21 protein-coding genes and 1 pseudogene are annotated in these 24,916 nt (G+C 61.0%); 16 read left to right on the plus strand and 6 right to left on the minus strand.

Going from position 1 to position 24,916, the window contains the following annotated elements; all coding sequences use genetic code 11:
- Window positions 1-39: 39 nt before the first annotated feature.
- A complete protein-coding gene (locus AC1VV3_RS25925) occupies window positions 40-2,520 on the minus strand; it encodes a TonB-dependent receptor (RefSeq protein WP_482963297.1) in 2,481 nt (826 codons plus the stop codon).
- A 336-nt stretch (window positions 2,521-2,856) separates the two neighbouring features.
- Between AC1VV3_RS25925 and AC1VV3_RS25930 the strand changes: the two genes are divergently transcribed.
- From AC1VV3_RS25930 to AC1VV3_RS25940, 3 genes and pseudogenes are all read left to right on the plus strand, one after another.
- On the plus strand, window positions 2,857-4,209 hold the full coding sequence (locus AC1VV3_RS25930; protein ID WP_465128405.1) for an LLM class flavin-dependent oxidoreductase: 1,353 nt from the start codon (window positions 2,857-2,859) through the stop codon (window positions 4,207-4,209).
- A 5-nt stretch (window positions 4,210-4,214) separates the two neighbouring features.
- Complete coding sequence (locus AC1VV3_RS25935; RefSeq protein ID WP_465128857.1) at window positions 4,215-5,441, plus strand: M24 family metallopeptidase; 1,227 nt, start codon at window positions 4,215-4,217, stop codon at window positions 5,439-5,441.
- A gap of 191 nt (window positions 5,442-5,632) precedes the next feature.
- Window positions 5,633-5,953 (plus strand): annotated as a pseudogene (locus AC1VV3_RS25940) (autotransporter domain-containing protein); the annotation flags it as partial.
- Window positions 5,954-6,087: 134 nt separating this feature from the next.
- On the opposite strand, the gene AC1VV3_RS25945 reads toward AC1VV3_RS25940, so the two are convergent.
- A complete protein-coding gene (locus AC1VV3_RS25945) occupies window positions 6,088-6,285 on the minus strand; it encodes a hypothetical protein (RefSeq protein WP_482963298.1) in 198 nt (65 codons plus the stop codon).
- Between the two features lie 112 nt (window positions 6,286-6,397).
- Here AC1VV3_RS25945 and AC1VV3_RS25950 point away from each other — a divergent pair, with 112 nt between their 5' ends.
- Window positions 6,398-7,714: an NAD(P)/FAD-dependent oxidoreductase gene (locus AC1VV3_RS25950; RefSeq protein ID WP_132270106.1), complete on the plus strand. Its 1,317-nt coding sequence runs from the start codon at window positions 6,398-6,400 to the stop codon at window positions 7,712-7,714.
- Window positions 7,715-7,764: 50 nt separating this feature from the next.
- Here the strand turns inward: AC1VV3_RS25950 and AC1VV3_RS25955 are convergent, their stop codons facing one another.
- Window positions 7,765-7,929 (minus strand): hypothetical protein, encoded by a 165-nt coding sequence (locus AC1VV3_RS25955; protein WP_165921560.1) that lies wholly within the window; start codon window positions 7,927-7,929, stop codon window positions 7,765-7,767.
- Between the two features lie 34 nt (window positions 7,930-7,963).
- Window positions 7,964-8,116, minus strand: coding sequence for a DinB/UmuC family translesion DNA polymerase (locus tag AC1VV3_RS25960; RefSeq protein ID WP_465128856.1), 153 nt, complete (start codon window positions 8,114-8,116; stop codon window positions 7,964-7,966).
- A 521-nt stretch (window positions 8,117-8,637) separates the two neighbouring features.
- Between AC1VV3_RS25960 and AC1VV3_RS25965 the strand changes: the two genes are divergently transcribed.
- The 12 genes from AC1VV3_RS25965 to xdhC are packed head-to-tail and all read left to right on the plus strand — an operon-like array spanning window position 8,638 to window position 22,237.
- Window positions 8,638-10,002 carry an AtzE family amidohydrolase gene (locus tag AC1VV3_RS25965; RefSeq protein ID WP_465128403.1) on the plus strand — a complete coding sequence of 455 codons (1,365 nt, stop codon included), beginning with the start codon at window positions 8,638-8,640 and terminating at the stop codon, window positions 10,000-10,002.
- A gap of 8 nt (window positions 10,003-10,010) precedes the next feature.
- The gene (locus AC1VV3_RS25970) at window positions 10,011-11,591 is read left to right on the plus strand and encodes a gamma-glutamyltransferase family protein (RefSeq protein ID WP_482963299.1); all 1,581 of its coding nucleotides are present in this window, start codon (window positions 10,011-10,013) and stop codon (window positions 11,589-11,591) included.
- Complete coding sequence (locus AC1VV3_RS25975) at window positions 11,585-12,889, plus strand: allantoate amidohydrolase (protein ID WP_465128401.1); 1,305 nt, start codon at window positions 11,585-11,587, stop codon at window positions 12,887-12,889. The genes AC1VV3_RS25970 and AC1VV3_RS25975 overlap by 7 nt, the downstream gene beginning before the upstream one ends.
- 4 nt (window positions 12,890-12,893) lie before the next feature.
- Window positions 12,894-14,117, plus strand: a complete 1,224-nt coding sequence (locus tag AC1VV3_RS25980) for a pyridoxal-phosphate-dependent aminotransferase family protein (protein ID WP_465128855.1) — start codon at window positions 12,894-12,896, stop codon at window positions 14,115-14,117.
- Entirely contained in the window at window positions 14,114-15,013 is a 900-nt protein-coding gene (puuE, locus tag AC1VV3_RS25985) for an allantoinase PuuE (protein ID WP_132270098.1), read from the plus strand. Before AC1VV3_RS25980 ends, puuE begins: the two co-directional genes overlap by 4 nt.
- A complete protein-coding gene (locus tag AC1VV3_RS25990) occupies window positions 15,010-15,390 on the plus strand; it encodes an AtzH-like domain-containing protein (RefSeq protein WP_482963300.1) in 381 nt (126 codons plus the stop codon). Before puuE ends, AC1VV3_RS25990 begins: the two co-directional genes overlap by 4 nt.
- On the plus strand, window positions 15,387-15,827 hold the full coding sequence (uraD, locus tag AC1VV3_RS25995) for a 2-oxo-4-hydroxy-4-carboxy-5-ureidoimidazoline decarboxylase (RefSeq protein ID WP_132270094.1): 441 nt from the start codon (window positions 15,387-15,389) through the stop codon (window positions 15,825-15,827). Before AC1VV3_RS25990 ends, uraD begins: the two co-directional genes overlap by 4 nt.
- Window positions 15,824-17,266 (plus strand): FAD/NAD(P)-binding protein, encoded by a 1,443-nt coding sequence (locus tag AC1VV3_RS26000; protein WP_465128399.1) that lies wholly within the window; start codon window positions 15,824-15,826, stop codon window positions 17,264-17,266. Before uraD ends, AC1VV3_RS26000 begins: the two co-directional genes overlap by 4 nt.
- A complete protein-coding gene (uraH, locus tag AC1VV3_RS26005; protein WP_132270090.1) occupies window positions 17,263-17,592 on the plus strand; it encodes a hydroxyisourate hydrolase in 330 nt (109 codons plus the stop codon). The genes AC1VV3_RS26000 and uraH overlap by 4 nt, the downstream gene beginning before the upstream one ends.
- Before the next feature lie 7 nt (window positions 17,593-17,599).
- Window positions 17,600-19,024 carry a xanthine dehydrogenase small subunit gene (gene xdhA, locus AC1VV3_RS26010; RefSeq protein ID WP_482963301.1) on the plus strand — a complete coding sequence of 475 codons (1,425 nt, stop codon included), beginning with the start codon at window positions 17,600-17,602 and terminating at the stop codon, window positions 19,022-19,024.
- Window positions 19,017-21,326, plus strand: a complete 2,310-nt coding sequence (gene xdhB, locus AC1VV3_RS26015) for a xanthine dehydrogenase molybdopterin binding subunit (protein ID WP_132270087.1) — start codon at window positions 19,017-19,019, stop codon at window positions 21,324-21,326. The genes xdhA and xdhB overlap by 8 nt, the downstream gene beginning before the upstream one ends.
- Window positions 21,323-22,237, plus strand: a complete 915-nt coding sequence (gene xdhC, locus AC1VV3_RS26020) for a xanthine dehydrogenase accessory protein XdhC (protein ID WP_132270085.1) — start codon at window positions 21,323-21,325, stop codon at window positions 22,235-22,237. Before xdhB ends, xdhC begins: the two co-directional genes overlap by 4 nt.
- Window positions 22,238-22,661: 424 nt before the next feature.
- Here xdhC and AC1VV3_RS26025 read toward each other — a convergent pair whose 3' ends face one another.
- Window positions 22,662-22,862, minus strand: a complete 201-nt coding sequence (locus tag AC1VV3_RS26025; protein ID WP_132270083.1) for a hypothetical protein — start codon at window positions 22,860-22,862, stop codon at window positions 22,662-22,664.
- A gap of 1,617 nt (window positions 22,863-24,479) precedes the next feature.
- Window positions 24,480-24,665, minus strand: a complete 186-nt coding sequence (locus AC1VV3_RS26030; RefSeq protein WP_482963302.1) for a hypothetical protein — start codon at window positions 24,663-24,665, stop codon at window positions 24,480-24,482.
- Window positions 24,666-24,916: the final 251 nt, after the last annotated feature.

Raw genomic sequence — 24,916 nt, forward strand, 5'->3', positions numbered from 1 at the left:
ATAGGGCGCCCCGGCAAGAGGTTCGAACCAGCCTGGGGCTCAGAACTTGATAGTGGACCGCACGCCGAACGTCCTGAGATCGCGCAGTGCCACGGCTACCGCCGAGAAGGGCGAGAGGTAGGCGTTGGTGCGTTCCAGCAACGTGAAGTCGGTGGCAGCCTGATAAGCCTTGTTGTTGAACAGGTTGGTAACGAAACCTTCGAGCGTGTACCGCTCATTGCCGAAGCCGAGCCGCAGGTTCACTTGCGTCATGTCAGGGGTCTTCGTCAGGTTCGAGGCATTGGTGTAGACGCCCGACTTGTAGCTGAAGTCGGCGCGGGCAAAAGCTTCGACATCGCCGCGCAGAGGTACGGTGTAGTTGACCGATGCCGAAGCGTTGTAACGCGAAGCCAACGGGTTGTGGTTGCCGCTGAAGTCCGTGATCCCGGTCAGAGCGGTGACCGTAGGAGCACTCAGCTTGCTGATATCGCTCTCGTTGTAGGAACCGTTCACGCCGAGCGTCAGGCGTTCGCCTACAGCGAACGAGACGTCGCCTTCAAGGCCGTACATCTTGACCTTGCCGGTGTTGAGCTGGGCCTGGATATTGTAGACCACGCTCGTCGCCGGATCGACTAGAGTGATGACGTTGGCGTTGAGCTGGTCCTTCCAGATGCCGTAATAGGCGGCAAACGTGTAGCGCATGCGGTTGCCGAAAGCGCGGCCCTTGGCACCGATCTCGAAGTTGTCGAGCTTTTCCGGCTCAACTGCGATGCGGAGCCCGGCATTGGCCGCCAGCACTTGCGCCGCGGGGCTCAGGTTGGAGAGGAACACGGTGTTGAACGCCGCCGGGTTTACCCCCTTCGAATAGGAGGCATAGACCATCATGTCCGGGGTCACGTCGTAATTGACAATCACACGCGGGGTGAAGTTCTTATAGGTCTGTTTGGCGAGGATCGTACCTTCCTCGTAAAATCCCGGCGTCGCGAAGGCGGCGGAGGCGATCGTCTGGCCGCCGGGACGGGCATAGGCGTACATCGTGTCGATCTGGTAGCGACCGTCGAAGTTGACGCTCAGCTCCGGCGTGATCTTGTAACCCAGGCCGAAGAATGCACCGAACGTGCGATTGCGGGTCTTGCCGGAGACGACGCTGAACTGGCTGATCCCGAGCGCGCCGTTGTTGCCGCCGCCGCCGCCCTGGAAGGTGGCGTTGAGATAGCTGCCGCCCAGCGTCGCCGAGAACGGGCCGCCGTCGTCAAAGCTGGCACGCAGTTCCTGCGAGAAGTCCTTGCTGACGGCCTCAACGAGATAGGGATAGTCGAAATAGCTCGGCGCGCCCGGCGCGGTGCCGACCGCGTTGTTCGAATTCGGCGCGGTCGTGTTGTAATAGAGATCGAGGTCCGAAAGCTGACTGCGGCGCTCGTTGTTGTAGCCGGTGAGGGAGGACAGCGTCACGCCGCTGCCGACTTCCCAGTCAACATTGAAATGCAGGTGGTAGAAGCGGCTGCGCAGGCCGTAGCCCTGCACGCCGTCCTTGGGATCAATCAGCCGGCCGCGCGGGTTGGCGAGGAAGTCCTGGATGAACGGCGTATCGACCGTATTCATCGAAGGGGCGCCGGCGGGCAGGCTAGGTAGGCTGCCGCAGAAGTAGCGGTTGTTGCCAAAGGCGCAGTTCGAACTGTCGGGCACGATCACCGCGCTGTTAGCCGGATTGGTGACGGCGTGGGCTGCGAGCAGCCCGGTGGCGTTGGGACCGTCATTGTTTTTCGAAATCAGGCCGAATGCCTTGGCCTTGAGATTTGATGCAGGGGTGAATTCCATAGCGAGGGTCGCGGCCCGGGTGCGCTGGTCACCGAGCGTCTGGCCGGGGACGCTCTGGTTCTTCCACGATCCGCCTTTCGCGGTTTCTTGCAAGGTGGCGCGAAAGCCGACGAGGCCCTCTATCAACGGCGCGCCGATCGACGCTTGGAGCTCGTGATTGTCCCTTGTGCCGATCATGCCCGAGAAGCTGCCCTCGAGCCGTTCGGGTGTCGCCTTGGTGACGACATTTACCGCACCAGCGAAAGTCTGGCGGCCGAAATAGGCGCTCTGCGGACCTTTCAGCACTTCGATGCGCTCGGGATCGGTTATCGCTTGGATGCCGGTGGCTGTGGAAACCGGCACGCCGTCTATGAAGATCGAGGCGGTCTGCACCGAGGCGCTGGAAGGCGTGAAGCCCCGGATGATGACCTGCTGGAACGAGCGGTCGTTGCGGCCGGAGGAACTGGAGACGATCTTCATGCTGGGCGTGAAGGCGGACAAGTCAGTTACGGACTGCACACCACGCGCCTTCATGTCCTCGCCGGAAAGCGCAGTCACCGAAATCGGCGTCTTGAGAATGTCTTCTCCCCTCTTGCGCGCAGTAACAACAATGTCGCCGGGTAAGCTGGTAGCCGCGCTTGGCGTAGAATCCTGTGCCCTGGCCGAGATGGCATTGCCCGCGTTCATGATGAGCGATGCGCAGGACAATAGAAGGGCGCTGCGGAGCCCGGAGATGCTTGTCATGTTTCTTCCCCGTATCGATCCCCGACCGTTATTGGCCTGAGTCTTTGAGATCGTTCTTCCTGCGAGCGTGCTTTTTATCTGTTGTAATTCAGATTTTCGCTGTTCAACGAAACCCTGTTGTCATCGTTCCGTCGCTCTATGGGTGCATAGTATCATCGCTATTTTGCGTCCCGGGCATCAGAAGCGCTTATCACCTCCAAGAATTCCTGATTGGCGCCCGGGACGAGGCTGTGCTTGTTAACAGGCCCATGCCAGCGGCGGCACGGCAGCCTTGGGCGTCTTTCCGTGCCGCTTCATTCCGCACCAGTTCCTTAAAGGCGAGGCGAAAACGACGTCATGAAACTGCTTGCCTTCCTGATGCAGACCGGCGGCCATATCGCCGGCTGGCGCCACTCGCGCGCGGCCACGCGGGCCTTATGCCACGCCGACTACTTCCGCGACTTGGGCCGCACGGCCGAACGCGGTCTGTTCGACGGAGTGTTTCTGGCAGACTATCTCGGCTATCACCCGGTCAAAGGCGCGGACGTGTTCGCCGGACTGGAAACACCCAAGCTCGACCCTATCGCGGTACTGGCGACGATCGCGGCGGAGACCAGCAACCTCGGGCTGATCGGAACGGCTTCCACCACTTATAGCCAACCCTACGACCTTGCGCGGCGTTTCGCATCGCTCGATCACCTGAGCGCAGGCCGTGCCGGCTGGAACATCGTAACTTCGACGATGGAAAACGAGGCACACAATTTCGGTCTCGAAGCGCATATGGGGCATGCTGAGCGCTACGCCCGCGCCGATGAATTCGTCTCCATTGCGCGCCGGCTGTGGGACAGCTGGCAGGAGGGGGCGGTGCTCGCCGACAAGGCCAGTGGTCGCTACACCGATCCGGCCCGCATCAGTGCGCTGGATCATATCGGCGAGCACTTTCGCGTCGCCGGTCCGCTTACCGTACCGCGTCCCCCGCAGGGGTATCCCGTGCTGGTTCAGGCCGGCGCTTCGGCGACAGGGCGCCAGTTCGCCGCCACGCATGCTGAGGTCATCTTCACCTCCCATCCCTCGATCGAGACGGCGAAGGCATTCCGCTCGGCCATGCACGAGCAACTCGCCGTGCTGGGCCGCCTGCCGGGAAGCCTGAAGGTCATGCCGGCCGTCACCCCAGTCATCGGCCATTCGCGGCGCGAGGCGGAGGAACTCAAGCGCGAACTGGACGACTTGATCCCGGCGGCGGTTGCGCTCTCGAAGCTGGAAGCACTTTTGGGCAACATCGATCTGTCGCAGGCTGATCCCGATGCGCTTTTGCCGTCGCTGCCCGAAGCGGCGTTGGCGGGGCAGAACTCCACCCGTGACCGTGTTTTGGAATTGGCTGCACGTGAGCGCTTGCCAATCCGAGAACTTGCGCGCCGCGTTGCGGCGGGGCGCACCGGGCACACGATCGTTGGCACGGCTCAGGATGTCGCCGACACTTTGATACACTGGGAAGGCGAAGGCGCGGCGGACGGTTTCGTCATTTCTCCTCCGTTTCTTCCAGGCGGACTGGAAGACTTCGTCGACCACGTCGTGCCCGTACTTCAGGAGCGGGGGCATTTCCGCAAGTCTTACGAAGGGACGACTTTACGTGAGAACCTGGGCCTCGACGTTCCCGAGAACATGTTCGGGACGCATCCGGAATTGCGCTGCAAGCCGGAGGTCTGGTGACGGGCATGTCGGGATTGGCCCCGCTGATCAATCGCGCCGAGGCGCAACGGGTGATGGGGGAGCGCGGTGTCGGTGCGCTCGTTTTGGCAGATCCCACCAACATTTATCACGCAAGCGGTTTTTGGCCGCAAACGGTGGCCATGGGGCAGACCGGCGCGGCATTCGCGGTCGTGCCGGCAGACGCCGCCCGGCCGGTAACGCTCATCACCAGCCAGTTCATCCATTATCTGCATGACGTCGATGATGCCGCCGACGAAGGTGGGCTCGAGATTCTGCTCTATACCGCGCCCGAAGGGCTTGAAGGCGATGCCGCCGCGCCGGTTTTCCTGGCTGAACCGGTTGGCGGCCGGGAGGATCCGTGGGACGGGTTCAGCCGCCGATCCACGCTTAATGTTCTCGCGCGCACTTCGGCTTATCCCGACGTCGCCTCGGCGCTCAAGGCGGCCACTGCCCCTTTTCTGGGAAGCCTCTGTGCCGACGCGCCAGTGGTTGGGGGCCTGCTTAGTGAGGCTTGCCGTTCGTTTGCCGCCGAGCCCCTGCTTCGCCGGATACGAATGGTGAAATCTCGGCGGGAGATTGCACTGATGCGTCACGCGGCGCGAAGCAATGCCGAGGCGGCACGCGCGGCTATTTGTTCGATCTCGGCGGGCAACACTTACGAGGAGCTGCGAAGAGCATTCTTTGCGGAAACCGGCAGGCGCGGAGGAATTCCGCTGTTCATTTCCACTGACAGCATGGCTATGCGCCAGCGCGATGGTGTGATCCGTGAGGGACGCAGTTTTCAGGTCGACGCAGTCAGCCACTATGCGGGCTATCATGGCGACTATGGCCGAACGGTATTTGTTGGTGAGCCCGACCCTGTAGTTCTGCGGATGGTGGAAGCGGCCAGCTGCGCTAATAACGCTATTGCGCAAGCACTTGCACCGGGTCTGCGCTATTCTGACGTGCGCCGGATTGGGAAGGAGGCGGCGCGCGCAGCGGGCCATGACGTCGATATAGCTTGTACGCCCCATAGCGTTGGCCTGTACCATACCGATGAAGCCTTTGAAGGCGACACGATCCATTTCAACAAGGCGGATCATGTTATCGGCAAGGATATGGTGCTTAGCGTGGATTGCCCTGTGCTGCATCTGGATGCTGGCGGAAATGTACATCTGGAGGATCTGTGGTTGATTACCGAAAGCGGCTGCGAGCCGCTTAACGCTCTGGATGCTCCGTTCTTGCGAATTTAAGAGCTCGGGCAAAAACTCCTTTAAGCGAGGTGCGCGGCTGATGCGCTGGATGCCACCCTTCGTCGGTATTCGAGCCTTATCAGAAGCTGGTCAGGCCATAGTCGCGCAATGCGACGCGCCGCTGAGGCCAGCGTAGCGGATAACGACATTTTGATCGACCGCTCCGTGGCTTTCGCCGCTTCAGCAGCAAGGAGGGCGATGACTATCAAGCCACCGCCGCTCAGGTGTTCGGCGAAGCGAGCCATCCGATCGGCCTGAAGGAGGGGGCATTGAAGCCTTTCGTAGGTCTGTCCTATGCCTATCTCGGCGCGTGCAGCATCAACGAAAACGGTTCGGCTGTGTCGCTAACCGGTAAGGTGTCGAACGCCGATGCACTGTTCTCGTCGCTGGGCATCAGGGCGCAAGCGCGCTTCGAAATGGGCGAGAACTCGGCATTGCTGCCGCACTTTGCAGCACGGTTTCGGGGACCTGCCTGCCGATGGCTCACTGGGCTTCGACGGGCAGGCGCCTAACTTTGCGGTGAAGGGTACGCCACTTTCCCGCAACTCTGCACCGATCGGTGTCGGCCTCGATTTCGCAGCGGGCTGGTCTGGTAGGTGCAACGGGATGAAAACCCCTGAGTTGTAGCAGGAGAGAAGCGGCGAATTTAAGTGTCGAGAAAATTGTGCGTTTGGGTTGACGTCACGCAAATCGATTTCAACGCCTTAACTTGTGCAGCGGCAGCCAGATGCTTTTTACGGATGGTGCGGGATCGCTCACGGCGCCCGAGGATAAGACCAGGAACATCGCTTGCGTTATTTTCATCGCTCAGCGCTAAATTTGCACTTGTGCTGCGTTGCAGCATGACGGAACATCGAAGCGCCTTTCAGGCATCCTCTCCCAAACTTTTCAAAGCCGGCCCAAGTGGCCGGCTTTTCTTTTTGATAAAACAGCGCCTCAATTTCCCGGAGTAGATAATGAAGATCGGCAAGACGCAGATCGTGATCGTCGGAGGGGGCGCGGCGGGGCTCGAACTCGCCGCCAAGCTGGGAAGGCGCTACGGGCGTAAGCACCACGACATCATCCTGATCGATCGCAACCGCACGCATATCTGGAAACCGCTGCTCCATGAAGTTGCAACGGGGTCGCTCGATGCCAACATGGACGAGGTAGGCTATCGCAGCCACTGCCATCGCTGGGGCTATCGCTACTTCTACGGGACGCTCTCCTCAATCGATCGCGCGGCGCGCCAAGTCCATCTGGCCCCGGTCAACGACGACACCGGCAGGGAAGTGGTTGCCGCCCACACCATTCGCTACGACTATCTGGTGCTGGCCTACGGATCGGTTACTAATGATTTTGGCACTCCGGGTGTCGCAGCGAACTGCACCTTCCTGGACAGCCACAAGCAAGCAGACCGGTTCCGCGATCGGCTGCTCGACCAGTGTTTGCGCGTATCGCGCGAGATGACTGCTAATCCGGCAAGCAACGCGCGAGTTCGGATTGCGATCGTGGGCGGCGGGGCTACCGGCGTGGAACTGGCGGCCGAACTGTTCAACGCGGCAGATGCGCTGGGCTTCTATGGGCTTGAAGTGTTCGACGGCAGCCGCCTCGAAGTGACGCTTATCGAAGCCGGGCCGCGCATCCTGCCGGCCCTGCCCGAACGGCTTGCGGCCGCTGCCCATCACGAACTGGAGGCGTTGGGCGTGCGCGTGCTCACCGATACCCAAATTATTGCTTCTACAGCCGAAGGTATGGTGACGCGCGGCGGCGAGGTGATCGCTGCGGATCTCCAGGTCTGGGCGGCCGGCGTTAAGGCCGCACCCATCGCCGGTGGACTGGATGGATTAGAATTGGCTCGTTCGGGCCAGGTCGTGGTACGTCCCAGCTTGCAATCAACTAAAGATGAACGTGTCTTCGCTATCGGTGACTGTGCATTCTGCGTGTTGGCGGGCCAGGAACGTCCTGTGCCTCCGCGCGCGCAGGCCGCGCACCAGATGGCCGACGTAGTGTTCCGCAATCTGGGCCGCCTTATGACCGGCAACGCGACGGTTCCGTTCGTTTATAAGGATCACGGATCCTTGGTGTCACTCAGCCGCTTCTCGACGGTGGGATCGCTGATGGGCAATCTGGTCGGCGGAAAGTTGGCCGTCGAAGGCCGGCTGGCCAGGTTCCTCTACATGTCGCTGTATCGCATGCACCTGATTGCAATTCACGGCTGGATTAAGGGCGCGGCACTGATCGTCGTAGGTCATGTGAACCGCATCGTCCGGCCGCGCCTGAAACTGCATTGACGCGACCGCCGCTGCTTGTCCACTGCTGTCTGAAATGCGCATGACTTCTTCTAACGGCCTTGGAAACAGGACGGCTGCTGGTCGCATACGCCGATGCGGCCGAACAGCGCCCGTTTCTCTGTTTCGTGGATGACAATCGAGCCGGGTAGCAAGGCAGGGAAGGGCAGGGGGCCGAACAAAATCAGGCATAATGCCTCCTGCTCGGCTTCGCGCATCGGCGGAGCTATAACTCCTGCGGGAAGACGGCTGCTAAGGTTCACACCGTGACGTGAACCAGCCGAGTTCCTTTGCAGCGTGCAGCAGAAGCTCCTGCCTTAGCATCGGTTTTGTTTGGCTGCGACTGCGGGTGATTTGCTTGGAGTCGGGGTATTTAATTTTCACCTTAACGGTGTGACTGAAAATCTGCCGAGGCGCGCGCCAGCGCTAATGATGTTCGGCATCCTGACAACGCCAGCCTTGATCTCTTCAGGAGCTGTGAGGCTGCGGTCAGACATTGTCTCGGATTCAGAAGAGTTACGACCCCGGTTGGGATTGACCGGTCTGTGATCTTCGCAAAATGAACCCCGAATGGTGCAGCTCGATGCCGCCAAGAGGCTTCGAGAGACAGCCGCCCGCATTTCTCGAACGGGGCGTGTGCCAATATGATATAGACCCGGTCGGGAGTGCGCCTAAGGTCGTGGAGCGATCCAAGGTCGCCAATTCGCCGCCTTGATTGCCGGCCAGGCAGGGGTAAGCACGATACCTGACTACAAGAACCAAACAGATTTAGCCCAGCTTCCTCTGACAGATGAGCAGATTGCAGAAGCGGCGAGCGCACAGGGCCTTACAGTTCCGGAAAGGTGCCATGCCGGATTGAAGGATAATCTTGAAATTATCTCCAGGCACGTTTCGACGATGCGGGGGATTTCCGGAAAGAACCGGCATTGAGCCCGGTCCGCGACATCGCTTCTGCCGTTCTTTCCAGGCGTATTTCCGCTATCGACCTGTTGGAGAAATGCCTTGCCGCGTTGCCGGATCCATCACGTGATTCTCTCCATGCAATAACTCGCCTTTTGCCCGAACGCGCCCGAGCCGAAGCGCGGGCTGTGGACGCATTAGTGGCAGCTGGCGCGGATCCGGGGCCTCTGGCGGGTGTGCCATATGGCGTCAAGGATCTGTTTGACATTGCAGGTTTGCCGACCACCGCAGGTTCTACAATCTATGCGGAAGCGCCGCCGGCCAAAGCCGATGCCGAGGCCATCGCCCGGCTGCGCAACGCCGGTGCGATCCTGGTTGCGACGCTCAACATGGACGAGTTTGCCTACGGCTTCGCGACGATCAATGCGCGCCACGGCACTACTCGCAACCCACACGATCAGAGCCGGTTGGCAGGTGGTTCGTCAGGCGGGTCTGCGGCAGCGGTTGCCGGTGGCATGCTGCCATTTTCGCTCGGGTCGGACACAAATGGCTCGGTGCGCGTTCCCGCCAGCCTCACGGGTATTTACGGTCTGAAGCCCTCCCATGAAGGTTTGCCGCTGACAGGCGTCTTTCCATTTGCAAAGAGTTTCGATGATGTCGGGCCCTTCACCGTCAGCGCGGGCGATATGGCGCTGGTATGGGAAGTTCTTTCGAGCAGAGACGCCGCGCCCTGCGGCCGCCCGCTAAGAGTAGCGCGCCTTGGAGGACGGTTTCGCGAGAACGCCGATCCCGAGCAGCTTGCGGCGATTGACGTCATCGCAGGCGGCACGCCGTTGGTCGAGTTCCCGGATGTCGGCCGTGCGCGTTCCGCTGCGTTTCTCATGACGGCCTTCGAGGGGGGGAGCCAACATCGCGATGCTCTGTCGGAACAGGCCATGGCGTTTGATCCGGCGACGCGGGATCGTCTTCTCGCCGGAGTATTGTTGCCTCGTGGTATCTACGAAGAGGCGTCCAGGTTCAGGCGGTCGTTCCTGCGCGAACTCCAAAAGGTAATGGCCGATTTCGACGTACTGCTCGCGCCGACCACGCCTTGCACGGCGCCTTTGATCGAAGACCCGCGGATTCTGATCGACGGCGCACTTTCACCCGCCCGCGCTGACCTCGGGATCCATACTCAGCCGATCACCTTTGCTGGGTTACCTTCGCTGTCGGTTCCGCTGCGCCGAGAAGGAAGGTTACCGATCGGATTGCAATTGATCGGCAAGCCCGGCGGCGAGCCCGACTTAATGCATTTTGCGGCGAAGCTTGAGGACGACGGCATTACCGGCTTCGTGGTGTCATCCGCCGCGGCTATGCCAGCGTGGTTCGATATGCAATGGACGGCGGCGTGAACCGTTGCATGACCGCGGCCACAAAGGCCTCTCACGGTATAGTGACGGCGCCGCATCACCTGGCGGCCGAGGCTGGGGTTTCAGTCCTGCGCGACGGGGGCAACGCGGTGGAAGCCAGCGTTGCTACCGCCGCAGTCCTTTCCGTGGTCTATCCGCACATGACAGCGATCGGGGGAGACGGTTTCTGGCTGATACGTGAGCCCGATGGTCATGTTCACGCTGTTCATGGCTGCGGAGGCGCTGCCGCCCGTGCCGACCTGGCGCTCTACGACGGGCTCGAAGCAGTGCCTGCGCGCGGGCCTCTGGCGGCGAACACAGTGCCAGGGACGATCTCGGCCTGGGCCGCAGCCCTCGGCACAGGAGGCGGAAAACTCTCGCTTGAACGGCTGCTGCTTAGTGCGATCCACTATGCCGAAAAAGGAGTGCCCGTCACCGCAGGGGGCGCAGCCATCGCCGCTGGCAAGGGCTATGAGCTACGCCTTCAGCCGGGGGCCTACAGGTCCGTTTTCGAGCCCCGCGGCCGTCCATTGGCCAAAGGAGACATTCTGTGCAATCTTGCGCTTGCCCAGACATTCAGAACGCTTGCAGCGGACGGGCTCGACAGCTTTTACCGGGGCGGCCTTGCTGCACGCATAGCTGAGGACCTTGCCGCGCTTGGCAGTCCGATTTCAGCTTCGGACCTCGCCGCTCACGAGGCGACCCGTCCCCAACCGCTTACAGCCAGGATAAAGGGCGCACGCCTCTTCAACACCGCGCCGCCAACACAGGGTTTCGCCTCTCTCCTAATCTTGGCATTGTTTGACCGCCTCGGCGTCGATGCGCCGGATGGTTTCGCGCACGTCCACGGTCTGGTCGAGGCGACAAAGCAGGCATTCCTGCTGCGAGACCTGCATGTGGGTGATCCGGGCCACACGCGGTTCGACTTCCAGGGCTTGCTGAGAGATCCGGACGCTGTCGATGCGCTTGCGGCGCGAATCGAGCCTGACAAGGCGTTGCCTTGGCCCCAACCGCCGCAATGGGGCGATACGTGCTGGTTCGGAGCGGCTGACAGTGAAGGCCGGGTGGTCTCTGCCATACAGTCGACTTATTTCGAATTCGGCTCCGGGCTCGTCCTTCCGCAGACCGGGATAATCATACAGAATCGGGGAAGTTCGTTCCGGCTTGCCAGAAGTGGCTGGAATGCATTGAAACCTGGCCGCAAACCTTTCCACACGCTCAATCCGGCGCTGGCCGCCTTCGACGACGGGCGAGTAATGGCCTATGGCACCATGGGCGGCGAGGGCCAGCCGCAGACGCAGGCCGCGCTGTTCAGCCGCTATGCCCGCTTTGACGTCGATCTTCAGCAGGCAATCAGCGCCCCGCGCTGGTTGCTCGGTCGCACATGGGGTGAAGTCACGACTTCCCTCAAGCTGGAGGAAGGCTTTAGCGAGGCGCTTTATGCTGAACTTGCCGAGGCCGGGCACGATCTTCAGCGCGTCGGCCCGCTTACTCAGATGATGGGCCATGCCGGCGCCGTCGTGCGCCTGACGGACGGTACTTTCGAAGGCGCCAGCGATCCGCGCAGCGATGGCGCGGTGGCGGCATGGTAGGCGGAGCCCGCGCGGCGGCCCGCTGCGACGTCCTTGGACGTGCGCCCTATAGCGAGTTTGAGCATGGCCTGTACCGGGGCTATCTGACGCCTGCCCATCATACCACTTTGGACCTCGTCGGTGCCTGGATGGTGGAGGCGGGAATGCATGTGGACCTCGATCCTGCGGCGAACCTCCTGGGCCGCTATGAAGGCCAGAACCCTGGAGCGCCGGCGCTGGTGATCGGCAGCCATCTCGATTCTGTCCGCGACGGCGGACGCTATGATGGGCCGTTGGGGGTGCTGTTGGGTATCGAATGCGTGGCCGCGCTGAACGATCAGCAGCGCCGCTTGCCTTTTGCCATAGAAGTCTATGGTTTCGGGGACGAGGAAGGCTCGCGTTTTCCCGCCGCCATGTTGACGAGCAGGGCAGTGGCAGGGACGCTGGACGGCGACCTTGCCCGGATAGCCGATGCCGATGGCGTTTCGCTGGCCGCCGCGCTTGCCTCGTTCAAAACCGATTACGACGTGGTTACCGCCAGCACGCCTACTCGCAGGCTTGATCTGAAAACCTTCGAGGCCGCGCGACGCTCGCCCGGTGAGATCGTCGGCTATCTTGAGGCCCATATCGAACAGGGCCCTGTCCTCGAAGCCGAAGGCCTGGCGCTGGGTATCGTCACCGGCATCGCCGCGCAGCTGCGCTATGCGGTTACGCTGCGAGGCGCGGCAGGCCACGCCGGCACCTCCTCCATGCCGCTACGCCGGGACGCGTTGGCAGGTGCCGCCGAGATGGTGCTAGCCGTCGAGCAAGTAGCGAGGAGAGACGCGTCGGATCTCGTGGCCACTGTTGGCAAGTTTGAAGCGGCTCCCGGAGCTGCCAACGTGATAGCAGGCGAAGTGCGCTTTTCGATCGATATACGTGCCGGCGAGGCGGCACGGCGTGACCGCGCTGCCAAGGCAATTGAGGAAAAACTGGAGCTACTTGCCTCGCAGCGAGGCCTGGTTCTCGATCTTGCGCTTGTTCACGATCTGCCTGCCAGCCCCTGCGATGCCGCCCTCATGCAATTGCTGGAGAGCGCCATGGCCGAGGCTGGGCAGCCGCTCCGGCGCCTTGTTTCAGGAGCGGGGCATGATGCAATGGTCATGTCCGCACTGTGCCCTGCTGCCATGCTGTTCATTCGCTGCAAGGATGGCGTCAGTCACAATCCGGCCGAGCATGTCGAGCCTGGTGATGCCGACGTTGCGCTTGAGGTCATGCTTGGCTTCATTGAGCGACTGAACCGGAAAGTTTTGGGAGAATCGCTTGCCGATCGAACTTGATCCGATGCTGTTGCTGGGAGAGATCGATCCGCCCCAGCGCCTGCTTATGGGGCCGGGCCCGATCAACGCTCATCCACGCGTCCTGCGAGCAATGAGCGCCGACCTCCTCGGACAGTTCGATCCGGAGATGACTGGTTACATGAATCAGGTCATGGCGCTGTACCGGCCGATATTCGGCACCGCGAACCGCTGGACCATGCTTGTCGACGGCACTGCCCGGGCGGGAATAGAGGCGGCATTGGTCAGCCTCGTAGCACCGGGAGACGTGGTTCTGGTGGTCAATTTTGGTCGCTTCGGCCTGCTGCTTGGCGAGATCCTCGCTCGTATCGGCGCGGTCGTCGAGACCGTCGAGGCTCCTTGGGGCGAGATCGTATCTCTCGATGCCATTGCGGCGGGCATTGCACGCTGCCAGCCGAAAGTGGTCGCGACGATCCACGGCGATACCTCGACCACCATGGTCCAGCCGTTGGATGGGTTTGGCGCGTTATGCCGCGCAGCGGGCGCGCTCAGCTACGTCGATGCTACCGCCACCATCGGCGGGATGGAACTGGCAGCCGATCGCTGGGAGGTGGACGTGGTGAGCGGCGGTCTGCAGAAATGCCTGGGAGGTCCCTCGGGCTCAGCACCGATCACCATTTCCGACACGGCCGCCGAACACATAACCCGGCGCCGTCATCTCGAGCAGGGCATTCGCCGCCCCGACATTGCAGACGGGCAAGGACCGCGCATCGTGTCCAATTACTTCGATCTCGCCATGGTCATGGACTACTGGTCGGACAAGCGCCTTAACCATCACACCGAGGCGACCTCGATGCTCTATGCGGCGCGGGAGTGTGCGCGCATCGTGCTGGAGGAGGGGCTGGCCGCGCGTTATGCCCGCCATGAAGCCGCGGGGAGGGCGATGACGGCAGGCCTTCGCGCGATGGGACTCGAGATCTTCGGGGAGGATGCTCATCGCATGACCAACGTTACCGGCGTGTTCGTCCCGAAAGATGTCGACGGCGAGACAGTACGCCTGGCCATGCGGGAGCAGTTCGAGATCGAAATCGGCACTGCCTTTGGCCCGCTTGAGGGCAGGATCTGGCGGATCGGAGCGATGGGATACAATGCGATGAAGCACAAGGTGCTACTTACGCTGGCGGCGCTCGAGGCTTGCCTTGGCATGCAAGGCTACTCCCTGCCGCCGGGCACAGCAGTCCCCGCCGCCATGCGGGCTTGGGACGCATGAAGCCTCGCGACCTCGTTGGCTATGGCCGTACTCCGCCGGATCCGCGTTGGCCCGGCCGCGCGCGTGTAGCCGTGCAATTTGTCATCAACTACGAAGAGGGCGCCGAGAACTGCGTCCTCAACGGTGATGCACGGTCGGAAGCTTTCCTTAGCGAGATGGTTGGCGCGGCGAGCTACCCGGACCGGGCGATGGCAATGGAGAGTTTGTATGAATATGGTAGCCGCACCGGGTTTTGGCGGTTGTACCGCCTTTTCCTCGAGCGCGAGCTTCCCGTTACCGTGTTCGGGGTTGCCAAGGCTATGGAGATGAATCCCCAGGCCGTGGCCGCCATGCTTGATGCAGATTGGGAGATCGCCAGCCACGGGCTGCGCTGGATCGACTACCAGTCCGTGCCGGAAGCCACCGAGCGGGCGCACATCGCGGAGGCCATCTGCCTTCACGAAAAGCTGACGGGCAGTCGTCCCCTGGGTTGGTATCAGGGCCGCACCTCGCCGCGCACCGCGCAGATCGTGGCGCAGGAGGCCGGCTTTCTCTATGACGCTGATTCCTACGCCGACGACTTGCCCTATTGGGACAACCGTTATGGTAGGCCGCAGCTCATCGTTCCCTACACGCTCGACGTTAACGACATGAAGATCGTTGCGCTTAACGGCTTTACCGAAGGCGAGCAGTTCTTCCGCCACATGCGCGACACGTTCGACCAATTGCGCGAGGAGGGCGGCCGAATGATGTCGGTAGGGTTGCACGGCCGCATAGCCGGAAAGCCCGGCCGCGCCCGCTGGCTGGCGCGTTTCCTCGACCATGTCACGTCCAGCGGAGAAGCTTGGGTGGCGCGTCGTATCGACATAGCCCGGCACTGGATCAGGCACCATCCTTATCAGGGAGCAGGGGCTTGACGATCGAGGCCCCCCGGTTCCACGCCGAAACAAGCGCTGCATTTCATCCATATGAAAGTGCTTTGATGGCGGACGACATTCCGGCGAAGGGCGCGCTGGTCCATGAGGTCGTTACCAAGAACCGTTACCGCGGTGGCGAGGTGATTTACGAGCTCGAGGAAACTCCTGCGTTCCGCGAGGTTCCAAGGGATTCTCCGCGGCAACTGCTGGGCCGGGCCGTGATCACCGTTGATGGGGATGGGTTCGTTACCGTCGAAACCGAGCTCTTGCGCGACGGCTCCGAGCACGTGGATCTTCAGACACTTACCTGGGTTCGCTTCGGCGATGGCTGGAAGGTTGTTTCCGGGAATGTCAGCCCTGAAGATGGCGTTTCGTGACCTCGCTGTTCGAACACAGTCCATGGCTCGAGGCGCGCGCAGATACCAGGCCGTCGTCGGGCGATCGTCATGCAGATCTGCTCGCGGTGATGTACGAGGCCGATATCGAGGAACAACTTGGGCTGATCCGCGCGCACCCGGAATTGGGCGGCAAGGCAGCGATCGACGGGACTCTCACCAAGGCTTCCGCCATCGAGCAGGCGAGCGCCGGGCTCGACAGGCTTAGCCCGGAGGAGTTCGCACGCTTCCACGCCATGAACGCGGCCTATCGCGCGCGCTTCCACTTTCCCTTCATCATCTGTGTGCGTCTGAACGACAAGAACAGCATTCTGGCGGCTATGGAACGTCGCCTCGAGAACGGTAGGCAGGAGGAAATCGGCGCTGCGCTCGAACAGATCGGTGAAATCGTGCGCCTGAGGCTGGAGGATCCGACATGAGCGCGATAGGCCTGACAGCACTCGAAGCGCAGCTTGCGCGCGAACTCGAACTGATCGGCCACAACCGTCCCGAATGGGTGCGCCCTCGTGACTTCGAAGGGGCACGGGTTCTTGATGTGGCCGTAATTGGCGGCGGCCAGTGCGGCTTGTCAGTCGCTTTTGGTCTGCGTTCGCAGGGCGTTCCGCATGCGATGGTTTTCGATGAGAACCCGGCCGGTTTCGAAGGGCCATGGGAGAACTATGCGCGCATGGTGACACTGCGGACGCCCAAGCATCTCAATCCCATCGACTTCGGCATTCCCTCGCTGACTTTTCGTGCCTGGTGGGAAGCGCAGCATGGGGCGCAGGGCTGGGCCGGCGTCGACAAGATTGCCCGCCGAGACTGGATGGAATATTTACGGTGGTATCGCCGCGTGCTCGCGCTACCCGTGAAAAATGACGCGAAACTGGTGCGGATCGAGCCTCTGCAGGCGGAAGGGCTGCACCGCCTGCACTTCACCGAAGGCGCGCCGGTTCATGCTCGCAAGGTCGTTCTTGCAACGGGTATTCAAGGCGGAGGCGAGTGGTATACACCGCCGGTGGTTCGGGAAAATCTGCCGCGGGGGCTCTGGGCCCACACCAGCGAACCGATCGACTTCGCTGCTCTTCATGGCAAGCGCATAGGCATTCTAGGCGGCGGTGCTTCGGCCTTCGACAATGCTGGCTTTGCGCTTTCTCAGGGTGTAGCAGCTGCGGAAGTCTTTATCCGCCGCAAGGACTTGCCCCGCGTCAACCCGATCCGTTTCATGGAGCGCGTAGGGTTTACCGCCCGCTACCCGGCGCTCGACGATGAGACCAAGTATGCAGCGATGCGCTGCTTCCTCGGGCACAACCAGCCTCCCACGAACGATTCCTTTGAGAACGCCTCTGCCAAGCCCGGCTTCGCGCTTCATCTTGGCGCGCCTTGGCTCGATGTGGCCGCGCGCGATGGGCTTATTCAGGTGACTACGCCGCAGGCAAGCCACGAATTCGATTTTGTGGTGGTTTCGACAGGGTTTATAAGCGATCCGGGACTACGCCCTGAGTTGGCCGACGTGGCCGATCTTATCTTGCGTTGGGGTGAGCGTGTGACGCCGTCTGGCCCGCGTCATGCCTTGATCGATGCGCATCCCTACCTTGGACCAGCCTTTGAATTTGTTGCGCGACAGGGCGCGGATCCTGCGCGGATCCACGGCCTGTTTGCGTTCAATTACTCCGCGCTGGTCAGCCTTGGACTATCGGCCTCGGCGCTTTCGGGGCTGCAAAATGCCTTGCCGCGCCTGTTGAAGGGCTTGGCCAATCAATTGTTCCTCGATGATCGCGATGCCTTGATGGCCGAATTCCTGACGTACGATGAGCAAGAGTTTCTGGGCAGCTGGCCGGCGCCAGACCAGTTGCCGGGCCAGGGGGAAGCTGCATGACGGGTTTGTCGACCCATGTCCTCGATACGACTTTCGGTTGTCCGGCCGAGGGAATAGCGCTGGAGCTTGCCGCGGCCGATGGCGGTGTGCTTTTCACCGGTGTAACCGATGCGGATGGACGGTGCCCTGGCATACCGAGGCTCGGGCCCGGCTCCTATCTACTGACCTTTTCGGTCGCGGACTATTTCCGGGCAAAGGGCATCGTTCTGTCGCAGCCGCCGTTCCTCGACCGTGTGCCCATAGCTTTCGGTGTGGCGGGAGCGGGGCATTATCATGTACCTTTGCTAATCTCGCCCCACGGCTATTCGACGTATCGGGGGAGCTAGGTCCGCCATGACAGTCCGGTTTTTACTTAACGAGCACGCCTGCGAATTGACCGAGTTTGATCCCGGCACGACGCTCCTCGATTACCTGCGCTATTCCTGCAGACGGACGGGAACGAAGGAGGGATGTGCCGAGGGGGATTGCGGGGCGTGCACGGTGCTGGTCGGCGCACCTTCCAACGGCCAGATTCAATGGCGCGCTGTCAATTCCTGCATCCAGTTTCTACCCATGCTTCATGGTAAAGCAGTGCGGACGGTCGAGAGTCTATCAGCCGATGGCCGGCTCAATCGCGTACAGGCCTGCATGGCGGCCAATGGTGCATCGCAATGCGGCTTTTGCACCCCGGGAATCGTCATGTCGCTGCAGGGAAAGGCCATCGGCGCGCTTGGATGCGACCTGCCGGTAGCCGATATGCTTTCTGGCAACCTGTGCCGTTGTACCGGTTATGGGCCCATCATCGAAGCTGGCGAACAAGTCCAAACGCGTGTTCTGGATGAGGCCCCCTTGGCGGCGCGGCTCAGTACCATCGGTGAAGGCGGAACCAAGGGCGAATGGCGCGGCCAACCGTGGTTTGCCCCGCGCACATCGCATGAACTGGCGATACTTCTTGCGGACCATCCCCAGGCAGTAATGGTGGCAGGCGCAACCGATGTGGGCGTGTGGGTAACGAAGGGGCTGAGGGATCTCGGTGAGGTGATCTTCCTCGGCGATGTGGCCGACCTGAGCGAGATAGACGAAGGCCCATCGAACCTGAGGCTGGGTGGCGCGGTCCGTTATGCCGAGGCGCACGGGCCGATGGCGCGACTTCATCCGGACCTTGGAGAACTGGTGCGGCGTATCGGCGGATTGCAAGTGAGGAGCGCTGCAACCGTGGGCGGCAACATTGCCAATGGCTCGCCGATTGGCGATGGGCCGCCGGGGCTCATCGCCCTGGGAGCGCAGCTGACACTGCGCTCGCTTTCCGGACGCCGGACAATACCGCTGGATTCCTTCTTCCTAGATTACGGCAAGCAGGACCGCCGGGCCGGTGAGTTCGTAGAAAGCATCAGCATCCCGCGTCCCCAGCCGGAGGACGTCATACACATCGCCAAGCTTTCGCGCCGTTTCGACAGCGATATCTCGGCAGTTTGCGGCGCGATCAAGCTAACCCTCGACCAAGGATTGATCGTCGATGCGCGAGTCGCTTTTGGCGGTATGGCAGCGACGCCCCGCCGTGCTCGAGGCTGCGAGGCTGCTTTGATCGGCGCGCCATTCAGCGAGGCAACGCTCGCATTTGCTGCCGAGGCGTTGCGCGCCGACTTCGCACCGCTCAGCGATGTACGTGGTTCGGCGCGCTACCGTCTCGATGCCGCGGCTATGCTGCTGCGCCGCCTCTGGCTTCGGGAACAGGGCGCCGGCATTTCCGTGCTGCAGGTGGAAGCCGTAGATGGCTGAACGTGATCACACCTGGAGCGCCGGCTTGAAGCCAGACAATCCGCATGATTCTGCTCATCTGCACGTCACCGGTCTTGCTCGATATGCTGACGATGCGCCTGAGCCATCAGACATGCTTCACCTCGCTTTCGGGCAGGCGAGCGAGACTAGCGCGCGGATCGTATCTATGGACCTATCGGCAGTGCGCGCGGCGGAAGGCGTGGTGGCGGTCTTTACTGCCGCTGACATCCCGGGAGAAAACAACACTGGGCCGGTTCGCCATGATGAAACCATGTTGGCAGATGGAGAAGTGGTGTTTCCTGGCCAGCCCTTGTTCCTTGTTGCTGCAACCAGCCAGCGCAGCGCGCGAAAGGCTGCGCGGCTTGGCAAGGTGGTCTACGAGAAACGGCCCGCTGCCGTTTCCATTGCTGAAGCGCGTAAGGCAGGCAGCCGTATCGAGGAAACTCAGCGCATGGCACGCGGCGACTGCGCCGCGGCTCTGGCGGCGGCTCCACAGCGCATCTCGGGCGAATTTGCGATGGGAGGGCAAGATCACTTTTACCTGGAAGGCCATATCTGCGTGGCAACCCCGGGGGAAGATGGACAGCTGCACCTGCTGTGCTCCACGCAGCATCCCAGCGAGGTGCAACATCTGGTTGCCAACTTGCTGAACCTTTCTTCTGCCGATGTCACGGTGGAAGTGCGGCGGTTGGGTGGCGGCTTTGGAGGCAAGGAAACGCAGGCGACCGGCTTTGCAGCTGCCGCGGCCTTGGTTGCTGCCAAGACCGGGCGACCTGCGAAGTTCCGAGTCGACCGTGACGACGACATGATCCTTACCGGCAAGCGCCATGAATTCGAGGTAGCTTATCAGGTCGGGTTCGACGCGGCCGGACAGATCCTGGCACTTTCGCTGCATCTCGCATCGCGGTGCGGCGCGAGCCAGGATCTTTCTCCTGCGATCAACGACCGAGCGATGTTCCACGTCGACAATTGCTATTTCCTGCCAGACGTCGAGATCGTTTCTGAAAGGCTGAAGACCAACACCGTGTCAGCCACGGCGTTTCGCGGTTTCGGGGGCCCGCAGGGTATGCTCGCAATCGAGCGGATCATCGATCACGTCGCTATTGCGCTGGGAAAAGAACCATTAGAAGTTCGCGTTGCGAACCTCTACGGCCCGGGCCGGGACGTTACGCCCTACGGGATGATGGTAAGCGATAACATCGCCCCCGCGTTGATCGCCCGGCTGCGCAGCGACACAAACTACGATGCGAGAGTGAGGGCGATCGAAGTATCCAATGCTGCCAGCCCGGTGATCAAGAGAGGCATTGCGCTGACGCCGGTGAAGTTCGGGATCAGCTTCACCACGACGCATCTCAATCAGGCGGGAGCTCTGGTCCACCTTTATGCGGATGGTTCGATCCAGCTGAACCACGGCGGCACCGAAATGGGGCAGGGCCTCTATGTGAAAGTGGCGCAGATCGTTGCCGACGTCTTTGCGGTGCCACTCACACAGGTGCGCGTCACGGCAACCCGAACCGACAAGGTTCCCAATACCTCGGCCACCGCGGCCAGCTCGGGGGCGGACCTCAACGGCATGGCCGCGCATAATGCGGCAATGACCATCCGCGAGCGGCTCGCTGCTTTCCTTGCCCGCCTGTATGGATGCAGGCAAGGGGACGTTGCGTTCTCTCTCGAGGGTGTAACGGCTGGCGAGGAAAGAATGACTTTTGCGGAAGCTGCTCGCAAGGCGCACATAGGGCGTATCTCTCTTTCTGCCACTGGTTTTTACGCAACACCGGGCATCCAATATGACCGTGCAGCCCATCGAGGCAGACCGTTTTATTACTTCGCTTACGGCGCTGCGGTTTCAGAAGTGGCGATTGACACGCTCACCGGCGAACACCGAGTGCTGGCAGTCGATATCCTCCACGACGTTGGCCGCTCGCTTAATCCTCTGATAGACAAGGGGCAGATCGAAGGCGGCTTTTTGCAAGGGCAAGGCTGGCTGACGACTGAGGACCTCGTGTTCGACCACGAAGGTCGGCTCCTTACCCATAGTCCGGCAACCTACAAGATCCCTACGGCGTCCGATCGGGCCAAGCATTTCGTTGTGAACCTGTGGGACGGAGAAAACATCGAACCCACCATTAATCGATCGAAGGCGGTCGGCGAACCGCCTTTCATGCTGGCCATTTCGGTGTTTTCAGCCCTTAACCGTGCCATTGCAGCAGCTGCACCCGATGGCCGGGAAATGGCGCAGCTTGATGCACCGGCTACGCCCGAGCGGGTTATGGCAGCCATAGCCCAATTTGCCTCACCGTGACGCAATGGATTGACTGGCTTGGCCGCCTGCCAGATGAACCTTGCGCACTCGTCACTATTTTAGCCACCGAAGGCTCCGCGCCGCGCGCGGCCGGCACGCGCATGGTAGCGACGGCAGGCGGCCAGTTTGGCACGATCGGCGGCGGCCAATTGGAATACCGGGCACTCGAACAGGCCCGGGCCGTACTGTCCTTGCCAGTTGGAACCTGGCGGGTGCAAGACTATCCGCTTGGTCCGCTGCTCGCCCAGTGTTGCGGTGGGCGGGTGCGACTGCTGATCGAGCACCTGGACCCCGGCGGGCTTGACTGGCTGCAGGATGCAGAACCAGGCCACATGCTGGTGACGACACTAGGACAAAGTCGTATCGAACGCGCCGTCTTCCGGCAGGAGACGGCAACGCATCAGTCTGCGCGGGGCGAAAGGCCCGACATCGGCGCCCGCATCGTTGAGCCGGTAGGCCAGCGACTCCGCCCGTTCTATCTTTTCGGGGCAGGACACGTCGGTCAGGCAATCGTGCGGCACATGATTGGCCTCCCCCTACAACTTGCATGGTTTGATACGAGGCCCGAAATGGCGGCCATCGACGGGGTCACGGTGATGCAGGAGACGGAGATATTGCATTGTGTGGCAGAAGCACCGGCCGATGCTGCCCTCGCTATCCTCACACACGATCATCCATTGGACTACAGTCTGACGCTTGCGGCTATGAGGCGCTCGCCTTTGTCTTTCGTGGGCCTGATCGGGTCGTCGACCAAAATCGCCCGATTCCGGTCAAAGCTTCTGGCTGACGGGGTGCGTGAGGATGCCCTCGCCCGGCTCACGGCGCCTATCGGTATTCCCGGTGTGACAGGCAAAGAGCCGGATGTGATTGCCATCTCCGTGGTCGCGCAGCTGCTTCAGATCGAAGGCTAGACTTTTTTGAAAGCGAGCAGGCAGAAACACAGTCTCAAATACGGGTTTGGGAAATTGATTTAGGCCGCGTTTGGACAGTAATCACCGCCGGGGGTTGGCAGGGTTTGGATGGAATTGCCTTTCAATAAGAATGTCCTAGCCAGCAGCTCTTGCTTGCGGAGGAGGGAAATTAAAGATGGAAGGGGACAGATGTGACGGATAGTCAATGCAGAAGCGTGATCGTGGCTTACTCTGCGCTGCGGTGAAACTAGTTCCTACGGGATGCGATTGGCACCTGAGAAGCGACGGTTCATGCCGAGCAGGCTGGGCTGCGACAGACCGGCCAAACGTCGTCCGCGCTCCGCGCCTGTGCCCGCGTCCCAGGTTAAGCAGAGATGCGTCCCGGTGATGAGCCGGAGTTCAGGCCTCCGGCTCATCTCTGGAGTTATGCGGCTTGTTTCAACCGCTGTGGATCGGTGCCATAAAGGTCTCGCATCCAACTGCAGATTTGCTCATTCACTATCCTATGGAGCACTTTCATGCGCTTCACTTCGGAAGGATGTGCTTTTTCAGCTTCTGCTTTCGCTATCGCTCTTTCCAAGCGTTTGCGCTCTTGGCGCAAGAGGGTGAATAACTGCTCCGACATGGTCACGCCTCGTGAGCATCAGCGCTGCGCATAGCAGACGTTTTGTCGACAAGCCGGTTGACCTGCGATCCGCCAGGCGGACGCCTCAGATCGGGGCGGTTTTCGGCTGCGTGAGCGTCGCAAATCCAAGACGCCAGAATCGCACGCTTGACCTCCGGCTCGAGCTGGGGACGCCCCATAAACTCGAACGGATGATGAAATTTGGAGAGGGACATTGCTTTGCCTCCTTTCTTCCAACTCTCCTCGCTTTGGCGGTGATTCCGCCGTCCAATATATTTTGCATTTCCGCTCTCGAGGTCAAGGGCCTGCATGCTGTTTCGGCGATCTGACCCTAGGCCGTTCCGGATATAAAATATGGTTATCCAGCATGAAACACCAGGTGAAGTGGCTGTTTTCCGCAGTGGTCATACTGATATCTTGCTGCTTAGAGAGCGGGGAGGCTATCCGTGGCACCGCCCGCGAACCACGATCGGGCGCCTCACAGGATATGTGAAGAAAAGAGGCCCCGGGGACCGCTTGAGATCTGCCCGGGGTCTAGTCTGTCGCATGCGCCGCAGCGCGTTCAGGGAGGGCAGAGCTTCTGTGAGGGTACAGGAGCGCCCCCGCGGCATCATCGCTCAGCGGCGCCAACATTTCCATCGCTTGCAAGAAGTTAATTCTGATCCGAACGGCTTTGGAGGAGTGAGGCCGTCCCCCGCTAAAGGGACGGCCTCTGACGGTGTAGCCGGGGAGGGTCCGCCACCGTGGCGCCATCGCGAGATGACGATGAGATAATACTTCAAAGGGATAGCAGTTCCGAGGTGCCGCGCTCCCCGCGTTCGGCGGGTACCTCAAACCCTTCGTGGAAGTTGCCATACGTCCCTGTTCAATCAGGAGAGATCTCCAGTCGCAGCGCCTAACCAGACGATAGCAAGCATCAGTGCCCGCCACTATCTGTGGCGATGAGCCCGCTCTCAACGGTCTTGCGCCTTAAACCCGGCGACAAAAGAGCATGTAGCGAGGCCATCCCTGGAAAAAATAGTATTTTTACAAAGTGGCATAGCGCCGGAACGGTCAAGAAACACGGCCGTGCAAGGTTACAGCCGATGCCATAGGAATCGAGCAAGGTCGGACGCTTCCGGCCGATTGTGGCCAGCGGCAGCAAAGGTATGGAAGCGCTGCCACCAGCTCTGAACGTGGGTCGTATTCGTTCAGTACCCCCGCCGGACACCATGTAGTTAGCTAACCGAAACGATTTGCGGAATACCCTGAACGAGATAGGCCGACCTTGTCGCAAAATTGGAGGGACCGTGGCACTCGCTGACACCGCGGCCCCTCCGCGCCATCTGGGGGCATTTGGGGATCCCAGTCGACGCTCGCAGCAAACGCTCGTTTAGAGGCGACGCTGCAGGTCGTTCCCTAAGGCCTCAAACCACCGAAAGGCAACAGCCTGCGCATAAGGTGGGTTGAGTAAAGGGTTGGCCGCTGACCGCTTCGATCCTACTTGAGCTTGACCTCAAATCGCGGGATCACTGACTTGGCTTCCAGGTAAGCCGTCGCGCTGTGCCTCGCAGCTACCTTTCGAGCTGAGCATTTGATAGGGCTCGCGGATCTCTGAACTTTCGCCGGCACCACACTTTACCGATGCTGGCGCGCAAGTTGGGCCAGTTTCTCCCCATAATGAGTGCCAGTATCCGGATGGCGAGTTTCACCGAGCCATTCAAACAGCCCGATAATGGCCCGTCCTTGAGGATCGAGGCGCATTCCGAGGTAAAGCAGCATGTCGTGAAATCTCACAAACCGGCGAGACCCGGCTTCAGTCATGGCGCGCAATGTATTCAACCTATTGGCTTTGTCATCCTGAAACCTTGCATAGAAAGGTCTGTGACGACTTATTCAAGATGCGGGCTTCAAGATCTTCGGCAAGCGCGGCAACCCCGCCTGGCAAGAAGTCCGCGGCGACTCTCGTGGAACCGTGAACCAAGTTGAGGTCACGCTGTCACTGCAGATCCAGCATTTGGGCGTTAATCTTGGACTTGATGTCGAGTGCGACCAGATCAGCGGTCAGGAAATCG

This window comes from Novosphingobium sp. BL-S-34 (assembly GCF_056857015.1).